General features: G+C 62.1%; 21 protein-coding genes. 9 read left to right on the top strand and 12 right to left on the bottom strand.

Going from position 1 to position 19,067, the window contains the following annotated elements; all coding sequences use genetic code 11:
- Positions 1 to 188 precede the first annotated feature (188 nt).
- Positions 189 to 1,355, top strand: coding sequence for a M20 family metallopeptidase (locus tag ABR989_RS06380; RefSeq protein ID WP_428126703.1), 1,167 nt, complete (start codon positions 189 to 191; stop codon positions 1,353 to 1,355).
- A gap of 24 nt (positions 1,356 to 1,379) precedes the next feature.
- Here ABR989_RS06380 and ABR989_RS06375 read toward each other — a convergent pair whose 3' ends face one another.
- The 6 genes from ABR989_RS06375 to ABR989_RS06350 all read right to left on the bottom strand — a co-directional run bounded on the left by ABR989_RS06375 (position 1,380) and on the right by ABR989_RS06350 (position 7,098).
- Positions 1,380 to 1,634, bottom strand: coding sequence for an FmdB family zinc ribbon protein (locus tag ABR989_RS06375; protein ID WP_428126700.1), 255 nt, complete (start codon positions 1,632 to 1,634; stop codon positions 1,380 to 1,382).
- 8 nt (positions 1,635 to 1,642) lie between these two features.
- Entirely contained in the window at positions 1,643 to 2,047 is a 405-nt protein-coding gene (gene mce / locus ABR989_RS06370) for a methylmalonyl-CoA epimerase (protein ID WP_428126698.1), read from the bottom strand.
- A gap of 8 nt (positions 2,048 to 2,055) precedes the next feature.
- The gene (locus ABR989_RS06365; protein ID WP_428126696.1) at positions 2,056 to 4,452 is read right to left on the bottom strand and encodes a tetratricopeptide repeat protein; all 2,397 of its coding nucleotides are present in this window, start codon (positions 4,450 to 4,452) and stop codon (positions 2,056 to 2,058) included.
- A gap of 78 nt (positions 4,453 to 4,530) precedes the next feature.
- A complete protein-coding gene (locus tag ABR989_RS06360) occupies positions 4,531 to 5,247 on the bottom strand; it encodes an HAD-IA family hydrolase (RefSeq protein WP_428126811.1) in 717 nt (238 codons plus the stop codon).
- 94 nt (positions 5,248 to 5,341) lie between these two features.
- The gene (locus ABR989_RS06355; RefSeq protein WP_428126695.1) at positions 5,342 to 6,217 is read right to left on the bottom strand and encodes a VOC family protein; all 876 of its coding nucleotides are present in this window, start codon (positions 6,215 to 6,217) and stop codon (positions 5,342 to 5,344) included.
- 224 nt (positions 6,218 to 6,441) lie between these two features.
- The gene (locus ABR989_RS06350) at positions 6,442 to 7,098 is read right to left on the bottom strand and encodes a metallophosphoesterase family protein (RefSeq protein ID WP_428126693.1); all 657 of its coding nucleotides are present in this window, start codon (positions 7,096 to 7,098) and stop codon (positions 6,442 to 6,444) included.
- Positions 7,099 to 7,296: 198 nt separating this feature from the next.
- Here ABR989_RS06350 and ABR989_RS06345 point away from each other — a divergent pair, with 198 nt between their 5' ends.
- The 3 genes from ABR989_RS06345 to ABR989_RS06335 all read left to right on the top strand — a co-directional run bounded on the left by ABR989_RS06345 (position 7,297) and on the right by ABR989_RS06335 (position 9,577).
- Complete coding sequence (locus ABR989_RS06345; protein ID WP_428126692.1) at positions 7,297 to 8,076, top strand: RNA methyltransferase; 780 nt, start codon at positions 7,297 to 7,299, stop codon at positions 8,074 to 8,076.
- 85 nt (positions 8,077 to 8,161) lie between these two features.
- On the top strand, positions 8,162 to 8,437 hold the full coding sequence (locus ABR989_RS06340; RefSeq protein WP_428126690.1) for a hypothetical protein: 276 nt from the start codon (positions 8,162 to 8,164) through the stop codon (positions 8,435 to 8,437).
- A 129-nt stretch (positions 8,438 to 8,566) separates the two neighbouring features.
- The gene (locus tag ABR989_RS06335) at positions 8,567 to 9,577 is read left to right on the top strand and encodes an aspartate-semialdehyde dehydrogenase (protein ID WP_428126689.1); all 1,011 of its coding nucleotides are present in this window, start codon (positions 8,567 to 8,569) and stop codon (positions 9,575 to 9,577) included.
- Here ABR989_RS06335 and ABR989_RS06330 read toward each other — a convergent pair whose 3' ends face one another.
- On the bottom strand, positions 9,578 to 9,751 hold the full coding sequence (locus tag ABR989_RS06330; protein ID WP_428126688.1) for a hypothetical protein: 174 nt from the start codon (positions 9,749 to 9,751) through the stop codon (positions 9,578 to 9,580). It lies immediately after the preceding gene.
- Positions 9,748 to 12,744, bottom strand: a complete 2,997-nt coding sequence (locus ABR989_RS06325) for a choice-of-anchor Q domain-containing protein (protein WP_428126687.1) — start codon at positions 12,742 to 12,744, stop codon at positions 9,748 to 9,750. Before ABR989_RS06325 ends, ABR989_RS06330 begins: the two co-directional genes overlap by 4 nt.
- A gap of 299 nt (positions 12,745 to 13,043) precedes the next feature.
- Between ABR989_RS06325 and ABR989_RS06320 the strand changes: the two genes are divergently transcribed.
- The 5 genes from ABR989_RS06320 (at position 13,044) to sat (ending at position 16,946) form a co-directional block, all read left to right on the top strand.
- Positions 13,044 to 13,775: a HesA/MoeB/ThiF family protein gene (locus tag ABR989_RS06320; protein ID WP_428126685.1), complete on the top strand. Its 732-nt coding sequence runs from the start codon at positions 13,044 to 13,046 to the stop codon at positions 13,773 to 13,775.
- 10 nt (positions 13,776 to 13,785) lie between these two features.
- The gene (locus ABR989_RS06315) at positions 13,786 to 14,391 is read left to right on the top strand and encodes a ubiquitin-activating E1 family protein (protein WP_428126683.1); all 606 of its coding nucleotides are present in this window, start codon (positions 13,786 to 13,788) and stop codon (positions 14,389 to 14,391) included.
- 30 nt (positions 14,392 to 14,421) lie between these two features.
- Positions 14,422 to 15,105, top strand: a complete 684-nt coding sequence (locus tag ABR989_RS06310) for an HAD family hydrolase (protein ID WP_428126681.1) — start codon at positions 14,422 to 14,424, stop codon at positions 15,103 to 15,105.
- A gap of 120 nt (positions 15,106 to 15,225) precedes the next feature.
- A complete protein-coding gene (gene cysC, locus ABR989_RS06305) occupies positions 15,226 to 15,768 on the top strand; it encodes an adenylyl-sulfate kinase (RefSeq protein WP_428126679.1) in 543 nt (180 codons plus the stop codon).
- A complete protein-coding gene (gene sat / locus ABR989_RS06300) occupies positions 15,765 to 16,946 on the top strand; it encodes a sulfate adenylyltransferase (RefSeq protein WP_428126677.1) in 1,182 nt (393 codons plus the stop codon). Before cysC ends, sat begins: the two co-directional genes overlap by 4 nt.
- A 60-nt stretch (positions 16,947 to 17,006) precedes the next feature.
- Here the strand turns inward: sat and ABR989_RS06295 are convergent, their stop codons facing one another.
- The 4 genes from ABR989_RS06295 to ABR989_RS06280 form a co-directional block, all read right to left on the bottom strand.
- A complete protein-coding gene (locus ABR989_RS06295) occupies positions 17,007 to 17,402 on the bottom strand; it encodes a type II toxin-antitoxin system VapC family toxin (RefSeq protein WP_428126676.1) in 396 nt (131 codons plus the stop codon).
- Positions 17,399 to 17,638, bottom strand: coding sequence for an AbrB/MazE/SpoVT family DNA-binding domain-containing protein (locus tag ABR989_RS06290; protein WP_428126674.1), 240 nt, complete (start codon positions 17,636 to 17,638; stop codon positions 17,399 to 17,401). The genes ABR989_RS06295 and ABR989_RS06290 overlap by 4 nt, the downstream gene beginning before the upstream one ends.
- A gap of 83 nt (positions 17,639 to 17,721) precedes the next feature.
- Positions 17,722 to 18,594: a VOC family protein gene (locus ABR989_RS06285; RefSeq protein ID WP_428126672.1), complete on the bottom strand. Its 873-nt coding sequence runs from the start codon at positions 18,592 to 18,594 to the stop codon at positions 17,722 to 17,724.
- Between the two features lie 40 nt (positions 18,595 to 18,634).
- Positions 18,635 to 19,048 carry a nuclear transport factor 2 family protein gene (locus ABR989_RS06280; RefSeq protein WP_428126670.1) on the bottom strand — a complete coding sequence of 138 codons (414 nt, stop codon included), beginning with the start codon at positions 19,046 to 19,048 and terminating at the stop codon, positions 18,635 to 18,637.
- Positions 19,049 to 19,067 lie beyond the last annotated feature (19 nt).

The raw sequence follows: 19,067 nt of genomic DNA, 5'->3' as shown, positions 1-19,067 counted from the left end.
ATTTGATCCTGCGTTGGGCAAGCCGGTCTGTTTTCCCCAGGCTCTTGATTCCCCGATGCTCTCACATCTTGGACGAATTCGCGCAGGCAAAGTTTCAGGGCGGCGCAGGGCGTACGGCGGCGAAGTTTGGATAATTTGCGCGCTCGGTGCTATTCACAATGCTGCTCAGCATCGAGAGGAACACACCGATGGACGCTCACGCCGAAATCTGTCGCACAATCGATAACTACCGCGACCAAGCGGTCGCGCTCAGCCACGAAATCCATGAGCATCCCGAGCTCAAGTTCCAGGAGCATTTCGCCGCCGGCCTGCTGACCAAAGCCGCCACCGAATTGGGGCTCGAGGTCGAGCGCGAAGTCGGTGGACTCAAGACCGCGTTTCGCGCCGAGTTCGGCGCCAGCGGTCCCGCGGTCGCAATCCTCGCCGAATACGACGCCTTGCCCAATGGTCATTCATGCGGCCACAACCTGATCGCCGGCGCCGCGCTCAGCGCCATCGCCGGTTTGAAGAGCATCGCGAGCCAACTACCGGGGCGAGTCGTTTTTCTCGGCACGCCGGCCGAGGAAGGCGGCGGCGGAAAGATAATCCTGATCGACAAGGGCGCGTTGCGCGGCGTCGATGCGGCCATGATGGCGCATCCAACCGACACGGAATCGTGCACGATGCCGGCGCTCGCCACGCAGCATCTCAAGCTGACCTTTCATGGTCACGGCGCGCACGCGGCGCTGGCGCCATGGGACGGCTCGAGCGCATTGGCCGCCGTGATCCAGACCTTCCAGAGCGTCGATGCGATGCGGCTGCACCTGCGCGACGGCTCGCGCATCCACGGCATCATTACCGACGGCGGCCAGGCGGTTAATATCATCCCGGAGCGCACCGAGTGCCTGTTTTTAGCGCGCGCCAGGACCAGCCGCTACGCGAATGAAATCGGCGCGCGGGTGATCAGATGCGCCGAGGGCGCCGCGATGGCGACGGGAACGCGCGTCGAACACGTTGTCGAAGGCGGTTACAAGAATCTGATCAACAATCTCAGCATGGCGCATCGTTACGCCGCGCATAGCGAGGCGCTCGGCGCAAAATCTGTCGAAGCCCCGGCAGACACGCCCACCGGCAGCACCGACATGGGCGACGTCAGTCACGTGATGCCGGCGATTCATCCGTCGTTCGCGATCTCGCGCCACGGCGAGGGCAATTGCCACGAAGACGCGTTCGTCGCGCACGCCGACTCAAAGCGCGGCTATGATGCGATGATTCGGGTGGCGAAGGCGATGGCGATGACCGCGTACGATTTGCTCGCACAGCCTGAATTTCTGGCGTCGGCAAAAAAAGAATTCGAAGCGCGCAAGGAGAGCTGAACCGGGCGAACAACGAACACGGCGCTAGTGGCAGCCGCATCCACCCCCGCCGCAACCACCCCCGCCGCATCCGCCGCCGTTCGCCGCGCCGGAATTGGCCATCGCATCCGCGGCCGCGGCAGCGCCGTCGCCATTACTGCCGCGCGCCGCGAACGTGGACAGCTCGCGCTTCAGCTTCGAGCCGTGACAGAGCGGGCACTGCGCGCCGCCGTCGCCGGGGCGCACGAACGCCTCGAACGAGCGGTCGCACTTCGTGCATCGGTATTCGTAGATCGGCATGTCTTTCTCTACTCGCCGGGTGGCTGGGCGTATTCAACCAGCACGCCGCGGGTGGCCTTGGGATGCAGGAAGCAGATCATGCCCGCCAGGCCGCGGCGCGGCTTCTGATCGATTAGCTGGATTCCTTTGCCGCGCGCCGCTTCGAGCTCACGTGCGACGTCGTCGGTCTCGAAGCATACGTGATGCAAGCCGCCGCCGCACCGCGCGAGGAATTTGCCCACGGCATTGTCGGGATCGAGCGGCTCGAGCAGTTCAATCTCGCTCTCGCCGGCTTTGAGCAACGCGGCTTTTACGCCCTGCTCTTCAATCGTGGCGCTCTTGGTGAAATGCAGGCCGAGCGTGTCGCGCCAGAAGCTCAAGCCCGCGTCGAGACTCGGCACGACAACGCCGACGTGATGAATCTTCTTGAGCATCTGAGCTGCTAGCTGCCCTTGCGATCGAGGCACAGCTTGCGCTGCAGCGCGTCCCACTGTGTCTTCATCACAGGCGAGCCCAGCGTGGGATGTTCGGCGCGCGTCTGCGCCAGCTTGCTGCATGCGCCCTGGGTGTTGCCTTGCTCGTTGTAGATCACCGCGATGTTGTACTTCGCCTCATACCACAGGGGGTCGGACTCGGCCGCAGTGTTCTCGACGGTGGTCCACAGCGTCACCGCGTTCTTCCAGTCCTTCTTGGCTTGCGCGATACGGGCAAGTCCGGCGTTCGCGTCGGGCGATGCCGGGTCGGCCTTCACGACCTCCTTGTAGATGGTCTCAGCTTTCTCTTCCTGGCCCATGGCCTGCAGAGCCTGCCCCAGGATTGACAGCGTGCCGGTCAGATTCTTAACCGGGATTTTGCCCGACGACACCATGTCGGCAAAGAAGTTGTATGCGGTCGCGGTCAACTTTGCGTTGGCCAGATATGCCTTCTGATCGCCCTTGGCCTTGGCTTCCAGCGCGGCCTTCCAAAAATCGATTCCAAGTCCCTTGATGAAATCGCCCTTGGCGGTATTGCCCTTGTTGCGTTCGACGATTCCGGCGACATCGGTGTTAACCTCGTCGTACTTGCCGAGATGATCGAGCGCCGTGATGCGCCATTCGGCCACATCCTGGAACTTCGCGCTCAGGCTCGGGTATTCAGATTCGTAGCCGCCAAGGAGCGTCGCGACCTGCGCGTAATCGACCTTTTCCGGGTCTTCTTCCAGGATTGAAGCAAGCATGTAGGCCGCTTCACCGCGAATATCATGAACTGCTTTCTTGCCAGGTCCGGAGGCGGTGTGCTCCGCTTCGGGGCCCATCTTGATTGCCTCGCTCACGTTTTCGAGCGTCAGCTTTCTGAGCGACTCGGTATCGATCTTGGGCCCCTTGTTATCCTTGGCGTTGGCGCCCTGCAGCTCCGCGTAGTAGCACTCCGCGGCCTTGAACTTGGCGGTGAACGTGAATTCGGGGTCGCCCTTGACCTGGGAATACAACTGGGCGGCCTCGACGTATTTATTCTGTCGCTGCAGGCGATCGGCGAGCGCCACGCGCATCTCGGCGGCGTGCTCACCATCGGGATATTTCTGCAGGTAGTCCTGCCCGTCCTTCACCCACTGATCTTCCAGCGCAGTATCCTTCGAACCGCCCTGCTCCCATCGGTGATGCGCGAGGCTGTATCTCACGTACGCAGCCCATTGCGCGTCGCCGCCGCCACCGGATGCGATCTTGCTCAGCATCGCCTCGACCTGGTCGTAGCGTTTCTCCCGCAGATAGATGTCGATGGCAAACTTGTAGGCTTTGGGATATTTTCCGCTGGCGCCCGCCTCGGCATAGTACTTGGCCGCGTTGGGCTCATCCTTGCGCGAGAGCAGGACGGCGGCGAGCAACCATTTCTCGAACGGATCGCTCGAGTTGCCGAATTCCTCGACCACGTTGTTTGGAAACTTCGACGCCGCCGCCACATCGATCGCCCATCCTTCCTTGTCGTTTTCCTTGGACTTCATCGCGTCGATGATCTGCTTGTGATAAACAGCCTTCTTGGCCGGGTCGCTGGTGGCTCGTTCGGCGCTGAACAGGGTCTGCAACTGAAGCATGAGCTGGCCGGATCCGCCTTTCCCGCCACCACCAACCGGAAGCATCTCCGCAGCCTTCCCCGCCTCACCCATCTTGGCGTAAGTCGTGGAGAGTCCCTCGCGCGCCGCGGCATATTGCTGCGTGCCGGTGCCGTCATCCATTATTTTCTTGAAGTCGGCGATCGCGTGGTCGTATTCGGCGTGATCGAACTTGCCCAACTCGCGTTCGCAGTAGGCGCGGCCGAGCGTATTTTCGCGAATCAGGTTGGGATCGGGCATCGCCAGCGTGCTGGCGGTGAAGCCGTCGATCGCTTCGTTCAGCAGTTTCTTCGATTGCTCGGCGTTATCGTCGAACAGAGTGGTCGCAGCCGTGAACCGCAGCCATGCAAGCGGATATGCGGCGCGCAATGACAACTGCTCGGGCTTGTCGTAGTCGCATTGCCCGCCGTTGTCGATCTGCGCGATGCAATCGTCTTTCTTCTTCGCAAAGGCCGTGTCCATCCGATCGAGCATCGATTCGAGCTGGCGGTAGAGCGGGATGAGCGCACCCTTGTCCACCTTGCCGCTCGAAGTGAGCTTGGCGAAGGTTCCCTCGGCGTTGTCGAGGCGGCTGATCACCTGGTCGGCGGTCGAATCGTTGGACTCGGCGGACGATATTTGGCCGGAGAGGCTCGAAAGCTCGCTCTCCAGCTCTCCGACGCTCTGCGCGGCGGCGATGCCGGCGCTGAAGGCGAGCGTGAAAAACGCGGTTATCATCACCATCAGGCGATGCGAAAAAAGCAGACGGTTCATTTTGCTAATCCCCAAAATACTATTCCCCTGAAAATTGTGGCCTTAGATAAGAATAACGGCGCGATAACGTCAAGCGAGTCAGAATACTTGCGCAACCTCAGGGACGCTGGCAAGCGAACAAATTCGGGCGGTGCGGGCCGCGATCGATGGCGCGGCTTGCTTATTACCGCGATCGATCAGGACGGCAGCCATCCCGATGGCCGCCGCCGGCGCGAAATCGAGGTGCTCCGAGTCGCCGATATGCATCGCGTCATGCGCGCTGACGCCGGCACCCGAGAAAGCGGCCTCGTACACCTCGCGCCGGGGCTTGGCATAGCCGGCTTCGGAGGAAATCGTGATCGAATCGAAGTAACGGATCAGGTCGAGGCCGTCGAGAATTCGATACAAGCGGTAATCGAAGTTCGAGATCACGCCCAGTTTGAGTCCATCATTCTTTAGACGTTGCAGCATCGGCGCCGCTTCAAGATCCGCAATCCAATGATCGGGATCGGCGAAGTGGGCAAATAGAGCGTCGAAGTAGGCATCGAAGTCGGGGAATGTGCCCATCGGCGCGAACGTTTCGCCCACGCGCCGCCGCCACCATTCCCGCTCCAGACGTCGAAGCTCGTCGGGCCCATGCCCGGGTCCGAAGGCCAGAGCGGGCGCCGCACCGAAAGCTCGGCGAAAACTGGCCGCGACGGTATCCTCGGGAGCGTCGAGGCCGAATTGCCGCGCGAGGCGGGCGTAGGTGCGTCCGACGGGCTCGCGCGGCTCGAACAGCGTGCCGGCAGCGTCGAAGAATGCGGCGAGGATCATACGATTCACTTAATTGTAGCCTTTTCAGAATGCGAAACCCCTTCGGCTGAGGAGAAGAGAAATCCCGCATTGGGTGCAGGGGTCTGCCCCTGCCTCACTGAAGGCCTTCCCAGATTTGGATCAGCACGCCGAAGGCCGACTGCGGCGAGATGAAGTACTGGCGCTCGCCGCGCCAGTTTCGCCTTTCATCCACCACCCGGACGCCGTCGCGTTTGAGCCGCTCGCAGGTCGCGTCAAAATCCTTGAGGTCGATCGAAATATGATGCATCCCCTCGCCGTAGCGCGCGATGAACTTGCCGACAAAGTCGTTGTCGGTCTTGTGCGCCGGGCTCTGGATAAATTCGAGCTTGAAGCCGGCGACCTCGAGATGGCCGAGCGCGAAGTTGCCCTGGGAATTGCTCACGTGTGGCTCGTGGGTAACTTTCGTGCCGGGAAAGTAGCGCGTGAAGAAATTGTAGGCTGCGTTGATATCCTTGACCGCGATCGATACGTGATCGAAGTAGGCCAGGCCGTCGGGCGCCGGCTTGGGATGGGCCTGTTCCCAATTCGGGGTGTGCCAGAGCTGGATCAGCGCGCCGAAGGCGGAGCGCGGCGAGATGAACGCGGTCGCGGAGCCTGAATCGTATTTTTGCTCGTCGACGACCCGCACTCCGCCGGCCTTCAGCCCGGCAACCATCGCGTCCAGATTGTCCGTCTCGATCGACAAGTGATGCATCCCCTCGCCGTGCTTGTCGATGAACTTCGTGACGAAGCCGGGCTTGCCGGGCGGATCCTCGATAAGCTCGACGACGAATCCGCCGAGGTGGAAATCCTGCCAGTAGAACGATCCGCTGACCTGCTCGTCCATCGATTTGGCGCTGCGCAACTTGATTGGAAAATATTTCGCGAAGAATTCGTAGGCGCGGTCGATGGACTTCACCGCGATCGAAACATGATCAAACCTCATCCGAACATTGTCGGTCGCATCCATGCGCAAGCAATTCTCCCTTCGACAAAAATGTGTAAACGGCCTCGAGGTGCAGAGCTATTCCGTTGTTCCGCCCCCGCAACAATCTCCGGCCCTACTTCGCGGCGCGTCCGGGCCGGAAGCGCCAGAGTAGCCGGAACGAGTTGCGCAGCACCAGCGGCCATGCGTTGGCGATTTTTCCGGCGTACGTGCGAAGCGATTGATCGACGCGCGACAAAGCGGGCACGTCAAAGAAATTCGAGCCTCGCGTCAAGCCGCCCGTCGCCGGTGCGTACAACTACGTAGCCGCCGCCCTTGAACGGGCCTGCGTTGAAAATCCTGGTCGGACCGATTCGATCGACGCCGACGGATTCGTGAACGTGCCCCGAGATGCAAACTTCGGGCTTCACTTCTTCGATGAATTGGCGCGCGGCAGTGCTGCCGACCGGCTTGCCGCTCAGGATTCGATCGCATTTGGTGTCGAACGGAGGCGTATGACAAACCATCAGGAGCGGCCGCACGTCGCGCACGAAGTCATAACCGGCGCGCAGCGTCGCATAGATTTCGTCTTCGCTGAACTCGGTCGGCGTGCCGAATGGCGTGATATTCGAGCCGCCGCATCCGAAGATCCCCACTCCCCCCTTGACGAGACCCTTGCCGTGCAGCGCGACTCCGTCTTGTTCGAGGAACGGGATCACCTCGCGCCGGTCGAGATTGCCGGATAGCGCGAGCACGGCGGGACATGCGCGGCGGACGTCGGCGAGGACCTTGCGCGCGTCGTCGATGCCGCCGAAGTTGGTGAGATCGCCGGACAGGATTATCAAGTCGCAATCGCGCATCACCTCGCCCATCCGGTCGAGATTGCGGGTCGCCATGTGAACGTCGCCGAAGGAAATTATTTTCATCGGAGGAATACACTTGATTGTAGTGAAACCCACCGTGGGTTTCAGCAGGGGTGATGCCTGCACCCAATGTTAAAACAAAGATGCGGGCGGAGTTTATCCTGAGTACTCGAAGGGCCCCGTTAGAAGGGTGAAGGCGAAGAGGTGCGAGGCTGGCTGCGGCGGTTTCGCATTCCTTAGAGGCTACGGTTAAATGAGAAGATGGCTTTGCGGGAGAGATTCGCATTCGTGCTGTTCAGGCCGCAATCGGCCGGCAATATCGGCGCGGCGGCGCGAGCGCTCAAGAACATGGGCTTCGACGACCTTCGCCTGGTCGCGCCCGGCACGTTGAACGATCGCGAGGCGGCCGCGATGGCGGTGCATGCCGATGACGTCCTGGCGCGCGCGACCGTCTATCCCGATCTGGCGGCCGCTCTCGCGGATTGCTCGGTCGCGGTCGGCACGACCAGCCGCCGCGGCGGCTATCGCAGCCGGGCGTATCCGCTGCGCGCGGCGGCGGCGGAACTCGATGCTATTGCCGGCTCGAACAAAATCGCGATCGTCTTCGGCCGCGAAGACCGCGGGCTGACTAATCGCGAGCTCAAGCTCTGTAATCGGTTGATCACAATCCCGACCGCAGCCGAATATCCGTCGCTCAACCTGGCGCAGGCGGTGGTAGTCGTCGCGTACGAACTGATGATGGCGGCGGAAGAATCGGCGGCGGCGGAAATCGAAGCCGCCCGCCCGCCGCATTTCGTAGCCGCGGCGATCAGCGACCCGATGCTGGCGCGGATGGAGGAGGCGCTGGTCTCGATCGGTTTTATTCCCGACGACAATCCGGACCATATCATGTTCGCGATCCGCGAGATTTTCGGACGGAGCGGATTGACGGCGCGCGAGGTCGAGATTCTCAACGGGATGGCGCGGCAGATGCGATGGGTCGCCGAGGGTGGATATCGGACGCTCGCGGAGAAGCGGCGCGCGGGCAAGAAATTAAGGTGAGTCGCCGCACTGTCTTGTGGTTTCCAGGCGCTACCCTGATAAGCGATAATCTTTTGCGATGGCTCGCGCGAAGCGTGAATCATAAATGGCCGAGATAATCGATTTTGCGGAGCTCCAGGAGGCGCGGCGCAAAGCCCGCGTGCCAGCGCCCGAGCGCGAAAACCTGGAGCGCGCGGTGCAACTGATGCGCGAGAATCTGGCCGCCGTCGCCGCCGAGCTGGCCGACGCGCCGCGTGCCGAGCAGGGCGAACTGTTGACGCGGGTCGAACGGCTGGCGGCGCTGATTCGCTACGGAATGCGAATGCTCGGCGAGGCGACCGAGGCTGGACTGGATGGGCCGGCCTCGATTCGGTCGCGATAGGCAGGGGGCCGGCGCAAGATCCCAACCGATGGACGAAGGATTGGCTCTGAGAATCACCGGCCCCGAGCCGGCCACTCGAATAACAATCGCCATATGGAATCGGACGAATTGACCTGAGAGAATCAATCAATGGCCAGCGGACAACGAATCGCGGTGGTGGGTGCAACGGGCGCAGTCGGACAGACCACGCTCAAAATTCTCGAACAGCGCAAGTTCCCGATTCGCGAGCTGCGCGCGTACGCGTCGGAGCGATCGGCGGGCAAGACCGTGACGTTCGCGGGCGAGTCGATAACGGTGCGGCGGCTCGACGCCGACTCGTTCAACGGAATCGATATCGCGCTGTTCTCGGCGGGCTCGGCGCAGTCGCGCGAGTTCGCACCGATCGCGGTCAAGGCGGGCGCGATCGTCGTGGACAAGTCGAGCGCATTTCGAATGGACCCCGACGTTCCGCTGGTGGTGCCTGAGATCAACCCCCGCGCGGCGCGCAATCACAAGGGAATCGTCGCGTGTCCGAATTGCACGACGATCGTCACCGTGATGCCGCTGAAGCCGATCCATGACCTGGGGCGTCTCAGACGCGTGGTGGCGACGAGTTTCCAGGCGGTATCCGGCGCGGGCGTCAATGGTGTTGCGGAACTGCGCGAGCAGACGATGGCGTGGTCGAGGGGCGAGGCACTCAAGGTGAAATTTTTTCAGCATCAGATTGCGTTCAACCTGATTCCGCATATCGACAAATTTGTCGAAGGCGGATACACGGGCGAGGAAATCAAGCTGGTCAACGAGATCAGGAAGATCCTCGAGCAGCCCCAATTGCTGATTTCGCCGACCACGGTGCGGGTGCCGGTCTTCACGGCGCATTCGATTTCCGTCAACGCGGAGACCGAGACGAAAATTGCGGCCGCCGACGCGCGCGAGGCATTCGCGCATTTTCCGGGGATTCGGCTGTTCGACGATCCAGCGCACAATCGCTACCCGATGCCGGTCATCGCCGAGGGACAGGACGACTGCTTCGTCGGGCGAATTCGCGAAGACCTGAGCTGCCCGAACGCGCTGAACTTCTGGGTGGTGGGCGACCAGTTGCGCAAGGGCGCGGCGCTCAACGGCGTTCAGATCGCGGAACTGCTCATCGGCAGCCGCTAGTTACTCCGCTATGAAAGTCACCAGGCCGGCCGGAAGCGGGCTGGGCGCAGTATGCCCTCCCGTTCGCGGCGCGCTCGGCAGCCCCTGAAGATCGACCACAGCCACGTAGCTGAAGTCGCCGTTCTCCAACACAGCGTATGCCTTTTTGCCGTTGGGGCTGACATAAGCCGTCACCGTATGCGGGTCGAACCCCTCTGACCAGGCTTCCTCCGGTCGTACGGAGCAAGCGCAGGAGCGATGCCGCCGTACTCGAATGCGCCGACGTCGCAGGCGCTGTATCCCGGCGCGGGCCGTGGAGCACCGCGCTGATCGGTGGCCGGACAATCGGCAGCCGGGATCGCGGCGATCGCATAACTGCCCGATTCAAGCGCGATCGTCTGGGTAGGCCCGCCGTTATTCTGCAGCCCAAGGGGGTCGAGCGCCACATTGCTATCACTGACGCTATCGCCGATCGGTTTGCTGGTGGTGACATTGGTGCCAGTAAACTTACACGTGCCGTCATCCGAGATATTGTAGCCGCCGTCGGTGACAGCCGGCGTCCCGGTCCCCGCGCAGTTTCCATCCGTGCTGCCCGCGAGGATCGAGTTGCTAAGAGTGGCCGAGCCCCCATTGTAGATGCCGCCGCCGCTCAAGCTGGCGCTATTGCCCGAGAAGGTGCTGTTGGTGACGCTCGCCGTCGCCGTGTACTCGTTGTAAATGCCGCCGCCGGTGCCGCCGCTGTTGCCAGAGAAGGTGCTGTTGGTGACCGTCAGCGCGCTCTCATTGAGGATGCCGCCGCCGCCGCCGTTGGAGGCGGCGCTGTTGCCGGAGAAGGTGCTGTTGGTGACGCTCGCCGTCGTCGTGATCTCGTTGAAAATGCCGCCGCCGTAGACAGCGCTGTTGCCCGAGAAGGTGCTGTTCGTGACCGTCAGCGTGCCCCCATAGCTCAAGATGCCGCCGCCGTCGCCGCTGGTGCTGTTGCCCGAGAAGGTGCTGTTGGTGACCGTCAGCATGCCCCCAATGCTGTAGATGCCGCCGCCGCCGGCGCCGCCGCTGGTGCTATTGCCCGAGAAGGTGCTGTTGGTGACGGTCAGAATGCCGCTATTGGAGACGCCCCCGGCGTAAGGCGCGCTGCCATTGGCAATCGTCAGGTTATTCAGATTGAGAGTGGCGCCCCCGTTCACCGCCAAGACAATATAAAGATTGGCCCCGCTGACCGTGATGGTCTGCCCGGTTCCATCGATTGTCAGTGTGTTCTGGATCGCGGGAAGACCGCTGCCCACCAGCGTGATCGTGCCGCTGACGCTGAACTTGATGTAGTCGGTGCCGGTGCCCGCCGCGCAGTCGCCGCCTGAGGTATCGGACTCGGCGTTGGCGTTGTTGATCGCCTCGCGCAGGGTGCAGAACCCGTTGCCGGAAGTGCTTGCCGGGTCGGTGGTGTTGGTGACCGTTATCGTATTTTCGCTTTCAGGGACGAACCCAGTTGGGAAGAACTTCACGCCGTTGCCGTTGTCGCAGGCAAACGCGGTTGAGATACCCGCGCACGATCCGCTGGGCAGCGGGGTCGTGATCGCCGCCGGATTGCTCTGCAGGACCGAGAGATCGATCTGGACTATGAAGTCGAAGCTCGCGCTGAGTACGTAGCCCAGGTTGTTGGCCGCGTCGACGACGGTCGCATACGGAAAAGCTTGGATGACGAATGGATTGCCGTTCGGATCGTTGGGGATCGTCGATTGGGCGACCGCAGTGACCATCCCGCTGCCAAGCTGGGTCACCGGCGATGAGGGCAAACCGACGAGAGCAATTGCCGGTCCGTCCACGTCGGTCAGAAATGCCTGGTGAGTAACCGGGTTGACCGCAACCCCCGGCATATCCGCGTCTGTTCCGGTATCGATGTTGACGGAGTTGGGAAGCGTGCCACCCTCGTTGAGCATGCACGGCGTGACGGTTTCATCGAAAGCCGCGCCGTTCAGATTTATGACCGTGGCTTGCGAGGAATCGTAGTTGCCGACTACGACGATGTTGGTCGTGGGATCGAACCCAGCGCTGTCCGGATCTGCCGCGAGCGCACTGACGCTCTCATCGGAAATGATGCAGCCTGTGGAATTGGGCAGGTCGATCGCATCCATTCCTTGGCCAGTGCCTAGGCCCGGATCGATCGCGTCGGCAGGCGCGATTATCGTTTGGGTGGTCGCGTTGAGCGCAAACGAATCGGCAAGATACGACTGGATGACGGGACCGAACGTCTGCGTGGCAAGGTTGAACCCTGCAAAGCCCGTGCACGCGCCGGCAGTCGGGCAGGTACTCGCGTCTCCTGTCGATACGATCGCCGCGCCCTTTACCGAATCGAAAAGAACCTGGCCAGGCGCGCCCGTCGGCGTCACCCCAGAGTCGGACCCCGGCGGAAAGGCGAACGGTGAGCCGCTGACGATGGCCAGGCTGGTCTCATCGATGAGGTCGAGGAAGCCGCCGTTACCCTCCTGGCCGCTGCTTACCAGCACTTCGTGGCTGGCCGGGTCGATGGCGGCGCCTCCCGGCAGGTCAGGATGACCCAGGTCGATCAACCCTAGGCGCGGATCCGTCGTGTCGGGATCCACGCCCACGTTTATTGCCGCGACCTGCCCGTTTCCGTCCTCGCCCAATTGGTTCAGAGCCACAAATGCCCGTCCCGCGGAAGGATCGACCGAGAATATGCTTGAGGCCGTGGGAATCTGCACATTCGCCGTCGGCGAGGCGGTCGGCGTCGCCGTCGTAGTTCCCGTTGCAGTGGCCGTAGCTGTTCGCGTCGCCGTCGCAGTGGCCGTAGCTGTTCGCGTCGCCGTCGCGGTGGCCGTCGCTGTTGGAGTTGCCGTCTTAGTCGCAGTCTGAGTGGCGGTCGCAGTCGGCGTCGCCGTCGCAGTGGCCGTTGCTGTTGGAGTTGCCGTCTTGGTCGCAGTCTGACTGGCGGTTGACGTCGCCGTCGCAGTGGCCGTAGCAGTTCGCGTCGCCGTCGCAGTGGCGGTGGCCGTAGCCGTCGTCGCGGTGGCCGTCGCCGTCGCGGTTTTAGTCGGCGTCGGACTGATGATCGAAGTCGGCGTCGGACTCGGCTTCGAGGAGCAACTGGGGCACGGATCGCATCCCGCGCCGAGAGACAGCCCTGCGACCGCAAGTAACAGACGAATAGCCAGCCCCGCCGATCGAGAGGTCATCGCCGATCTCCTATGCATTTCATCCGCAAAATCCGCAGTCCGACCGTGCGAATTTCGTTCCCCGCCAAAAGGCCCCCGCCTGTATGTTGCGGCAACATAGACAAATGCGGGGAAAGTAGCAACCGAATTGGCAGGCCCCTGACCGATTGCTTCGTCGATTGACAACGCACGCGCTCGCATATTACCGTTAGCTGACTGTTAGCGATTTCAGCCTTATCGTCGTCGCAGGATTTTCCACCAGCTTCCCACAAGCACTGATGGCGTTGCGGCTCTCAACGGGCGGGAGAAGCACGACCGAAGTGGCAACAGAACGAATACTGATCGTCGGCTTGGGGGGACTCGGCGTTCCCGCATTGTGGGCGCTGGCGCGAGCCGGCGCACAACGGAAGCGGCTGACGATTGTCGATCCCGACCCGGTCGAACTGTCGAATCTTGCTCGCCAGGTGATCTATCGAAGCCGGGATGCCGGCACGCCGAAGGTTGATGCCGCGGCGCGGTGGCTCGTCGAGCGGTTCCCCGATGTCAACGTTGAACGGCATCCGATTGCGCTCGAAGCGTCCAACGCGGCGCGTCTGGTCGCCGCACACGACTTTGTAATCGACGCGACTGACAATCCGGCCGCGAAATTTTTGATCAACGACGCGTGCATCGCCGCGCGGACGCCGTTCGTTTATGGCGGTGTAGTCGGGATGACCGGGCAAGCGATGACGGTAATTCCGGGCGAGACGGCGTGCATCCGATGCGTGTTCGAGACTCCGCCCGATGACAACGAAAACCAGAGTTGCCGCGAGGCCGGGATCGTCGGTCCTGTCGCGGGCGCGATCGGCGAAATGCAGGCGGCGGAGGCGATGCGCGCCTGGCGCGCGCAAAGGCCCTTGCTCTCAGGAAAAATTCTCACATACGACGCGTCCGGCCCGGCCCGGGTGCGCATTGCGGCGGTTAGTCCGCGCCCCGGGTGCGGCTGCGGCGCGTGGAAGCCGGAGAGCCGCGATGCGCGCAGCCGGCGCGAGCCGCAATCGCCGGGCAACTAACGCAATCGCGATGACCCTGACTGACGCGCAAATCGAACGTTACAGCCGCCAGATAATCGTCCCGCGCGTCGGCGGCCGCGGCCAGGAACGCTTGCTTGCCGCACGGATGCTGCTGGCGGGCGACGCGCGCGATATCGAAGCGCCGCTCGCCTATCTGGTTGGCGCAGGGGTCGGAGCGATCGGCGTTCGAGTGGCCGGCGGCCGGGGTGGATTCGCCGGGAAAATCGCTGCGGCGCGCGAACTGAACGCCGACGTATCTGTCACTGTCGCGGATGAGTCGCAGGGCCGCGTCGATTTGGCGCTCTTGATCGTTGGAAGTGACGCGGCGCGAAAAGTTGCAGATGAAATCGTGAGCTATCGCGACGTGCGAGCGTGGGTAGTCGCGCGCCTGGACGCGCCGGGAAAAATCGCCGTCATCCCTGGCGGCTCGACCATTGCGCCAAGCGTCGATGCGTCGATGCTTGCAGGAGTGGACAGGCGCTCTGAAGCTGCGGATTTTATCGCGATGCTCGCGACGGCGGAGGCGTTCAAGCTGATTGCTGGATACGTGGAAAATCCGTCGCGGGCGATCATTGAGTTCGATGGTTATCAAACCAGGGTCCGCGTTCATCCGTGACGGATTCTTAAGTCACGCCGCACCAACGCAATGTACAAGCTCTGGATGTTCGATTTCGACAACACGATCGCGCGGCTCGAGCCCGAGGTCGATTGGGCCGGCGGCCGGCTCATGCTCGAACCCTACCTGCGCTCCATCGGCGCGCCGGACCAGATGTTCGCACGAATCCCGCGCGGCAATCTCCCGCTCTATGACGCCTACCGCACGCTCATGCTCGCGGAGTCCAACCGACCCCGGGTCACGGAAGGACTACGCCGCGCTTCTGAGATAATCGAGAAAATCGAGCTGGCTGGAGTCGATCGCGCGCAACCACTGGAAGGAGCGATCGAAACGCTCGAGGCTCTGAAAGAAACCGGCGCCGCCGTCGCGATCGTGACATCCAACTCGTCGAAAACGGTCAAACGCTGGTTCGACAGGAAAGGCGACGCATCCGTCGACGCAATAGTCGGGCGCGACACTCTGCTCGGACTCAAGCCGGCGCCCGACATGCTGATTCGCGCGCTCGAATTGTTTTCCGTCGATCGATCGGAGGCCGCGTTTGTTGGCGACAGCGAAGCCGACCTGCTGGCCGCGCAAAGTTGTGGCGTGCGATTTTATGGAATCGCGGCCGCCGATGTCGCGCGCGATCGGTTGCTCGCGGCAGGCGCCACCGAAATCTTCGGCTCACCGGCGGCGCTCGCGATTTACCTGAACCTGCCGGCTGCGCGCGCCTGAACAGGTCGATCGGCGCGCCCAACTCCAGGACAACCGCGGCCTTGTTTCTTTCGATAAGATTCAGTAATTTTTAACGTTCACCAAGTAATCTAATTCTTAAGGGAGCATCAGTTTTTGCCGATGGATCAAGGTTTTACCTTGTGGTTTACAGGCCTGTCCGGGGCGGGGAAATCCACGCTTGCCAATCTGGCCGCCGAAGAATTGCGCAGGCGGACGCATCGCGTAGAAATCCTCGACGGCGACGAAGTCCGCACCAATCTTTCCAAGGGACTTGGCTTTTCCAAGGAGGATCGCGACATCAACATCCGGCGGATCGGGTATGTGTGCCATCTGCTGGCGCGCAACGGGGTGATCGCTATTTCAGCGGCGATTTCGCCCTACCGCGAGATTCGCGACGAGGTGCGCCGCCATCACGAGCGCTTCTTCGAAGTGTATGTCCGCTGCACGATCGACAAACTCGTCGAGCGCGACGTAAAAGGGCTCTACAAGAAGGCGCTGGCCGGCGAGATCAAATCCTTCACTGGCGTGTCGGACCCCTACGAAGAACCGCTGAAGCCCGAACTCGTCGTCGATAGCAGCACGGAAACCGTCGCGCAGAGCATGGCCAAGTTGCTCGGGCGGCTCGAGGAGCTGAACTACGTAAGCCCGGGAGCACGGCGATGAGCGTGCGCGACGACGCAATCGCGGCTCATGGCGGCGGCGAGCTGGTCGATCTGAAAGCGCCGGCCTCCGAGCGCGCTGCCCTGGCGGCGCACGGCGCGAAACTCGCCGCCGTTACGCTCAACGCGCGCGACCTGGCCGATCTCGAGATGCTCGCGTCGGGCGCGTTCTCTCCGCTGACGGGCTTCATGGGCGAGGCGGATTACATTCGCTCGCGCGACGAGATGCGGCTTGCGTCGGGAGTGCCGTGGTCGATTCCAATCACGCTCGGCGTCGATGAAACGACAACGAAAGCGAAATCACTGAAAGCCGGACAGGAGATCGCGCTCGCGACCGAAGACGGCCGGCGGCTGGCGATTCTGAAGCTTGCGGAAATTTACAAAGTCGATCGCAAAAGCGAAGCGCAAAACGTGTTCGGCACCGCCGAGGACGCGCATCCGGGAGCGAAGAACGTCACCTCGATGCCCCCGTACTGCCTGGCGGGCAAGCTCACGCTGATCGAGGAAATACCGGGGCGCACGTTCCTCGATTACCCGCGCGAGCCGCGACAGACGCGCGCGGCGTTTCGCGAGCGGGGATGGAAAAAAATCGTCGCCTTCCAGACCCGCAACCCGACTCATCGCGCGCACGAGTATATCCAGAAAACGGCGCTCGAAATCTGCGACGGACTGATGATCCATCCGCTGATGGGAGAAACCAAAGGCGACGACGTGCCCGCCGCGGTCAGGATGGAGACTTACAAGGTTCTGCTCGACCTGTACTATCCCAAGAATCGCGCGATGATCGGCGTGTTCCCGGCGCACATGCGCTACGGCGGCCCGCGCGAGGCTATCCTGCACGCGATCGCGCGGCGCAACTACGGATGCACGCATTTCATCGTGGGGCGCGATCACGCCGGCGTCGGCAATTACTACGGCAGCTACGACGCGCAGAAAATCTTCGAGCGCTTCGAGCCGTCCGAAATGGGAATAACGCCGCTCATGTTCGAGAACACGTTCTACTGCAAGCGATGCAATTCGATGGCGTCGTTCAAGACCTGCCCGCATGCCGACGAAGACCGGTTGATACTGTCGGGAACGAAAGTTCGCGAGATGCTGCGGGCGGGCGATGCGCCGCCGCCCGAATTCACGCGGCCCGAGTTGGCGGCGATTCTGGTCCGCGCGATGCGCGAGGCAAAGTAGCCCGCGATCGCGAAGTGCGGTTGGCGAATTCAAGCCGGCGGTCCTCCGACTGCCGGCTTTTCATTTGACCAGGCGAAATCCCTTTCGGCGAGCTGCCCTGCGGTCCAATGTCGCCGTGTATTCGCACCCAGCCCGGGTGTTCGCCGCCGCGATCAAGCTGTCGGCGAAGTCGGCGCCGTTCTGGTATTCATCGAGCGCGGCACGCGCGTCGTCCGGATGCTCAATCGATAGCTGGCTGGTAAGCAACAGCGCGCCGAGCGCTCTAACAATTTCAGGACGCGCGAGCTTGAATGCACTTTCGAGCACCCATACCAACTCCACCAGGACCACCTGATTGACGAAGCCCGGCTCCTGTACTGAGCAATCGTTCTCGATAAGCCGGGAAGCCGCTCGAAACTGCGCGGGATCATCTCTGACCAGATAGCGAACCAGGATATTGGTATCGATCCCCTTCACGGTCGGCGAAATCGGCTCCTCACAGCCTCGTCCATCTGCTCGATTGTGAGATGGCGTGGAGCGCGGCCAAGCATCCCGGCAAGTTCGCGGATGTCGATATTCTTCGGTGTCATCACGACTTTTCCGTCGTGCTGGATGACAAACTCAATCTTGTCGCCGGGCCGGAGCTTGAGATGGCTTCGAACCTTTAGCGGGATCGTGGTTTGCCCCTTTCTCGTCAGAGTCGACGCAGCCATATTCCTTACCATCTGTAGGATTCCTTACCTGCAGTAAGGATATCACAGGCACGCCACGCGGCAAAGGCCTTGAACGATAGCCGTTACGCCTTGCCGGCGCGCGCCATTGAGGCGCGGCGCGCACGTTCGGGATCGCCGGACCACAGCCACGCATGCTCGGTGCGGCTCACCCCGACCAGCACGCCGAGAAATGCCGAAGGATGGATGAACAATTCGGCCAGCCCCGCCTCGTCGCGGCGATGCGCCGCGAAGCGAGAGCCGCGCCCTTGCAGCCGCTTTTCGAGCGCGCCGACGTCGTCGGTCTCGACGAAAAACATGTACAGCGAGTCGCCGCGGCGTTTGTGAAAGCGGCCCATCGCAAGGTTCGCGTCGGTGATCTGCGCGATCTCGACGCGGTCAAGACGCGCGGGAGGATCGAACAGCGTCAGCGTGCCCGTGTAGCCGAAATCCTTGCTCTCGATCGGACTGAACTTGGTCGCGTCGAGGCCGAAGATGCGCGCATAGCGGGCGGACGCGGCCTGCCAATCGCCGACGACATTGGTGACTTCGTAGGCCCATTTTATCGCGCCGACGGGCGCGCGTTCGCGATGCTGCGAGATGACGGTGCGCATCCCAAACGTCGCGGCGGAGTCGAGATAGAGTTGTCCCGCGGATTGCTCGAAGCCGACGCCGCACTTCGCGAGATGATGCGCGGCGGCGTCGGGGTCGTCCACCGAAAATCCCGCGCCGAACAGTCCGGTCTCCCACTTCGAGACGAAATCCTGGACCGCTCCTGCCCCATCGGGTTCGAGAATTTCGACGAAGCTCGCCCCCGCTTGCATCGTGGTTCGCCTGGCGCCAAGCGGCGCCGCCTTGTCACGGCGGACCAGCTCTGCACCGAAGACTTCTGCGACGACCCGCTCGGCCGCATTGCTGTCGGCGACCGCAATCTGAACTCTGTCAACGCGTTTGAGCATCGTCGAATTTTCCCCTCGCACAGTTGCGGCAGGTTGCGAATTACTGGAGCGGCGGCTCGTCGTCGGGTGGCGCCATCACCGGCGACCCATGATGCATCACCATGAACCATCCATTGCCCACGCGCTCGAAAACGTTGGTCGCGAGCACGTTCGAGCGCTCGGTGCCGTCGTAGCCGTGCTGGGTCAGGGTTTCCTCGACGACGACGATCGCCAGGTCGCCGCTGATCGTCACTTCAATCTCCCCGAACTCGAACTTGATCTCGAATACGTTGTCGAGGATGCGCTCCCAGCTCGACATGATCGGACCCCATCCTGAAAGTTTGCGCCATCCGGGATGAATACAAATGATTCGCGGGTCGCGCAGCCAAACCGCTTCCATCTTTTCGGCGTCGAGACTTTCGAAGGCGTCGTAAAAGGCGCGGTTGGCGGCAAGCACTGACTCACGATCGGACATGGCTTTATGTTTTCCAGCG

The organism is Binatus soli (SeqCode) (assembly GCF_050015535.1).
GTDB classification, from domain to species: Bacteria; Desulfobacterota; Binatia; order Binatales; family Binataceae; genus Binatus; species Binatus soli.
This window is presented reverse-complemented; position numbering and strand designations above follow the sequence as displayed.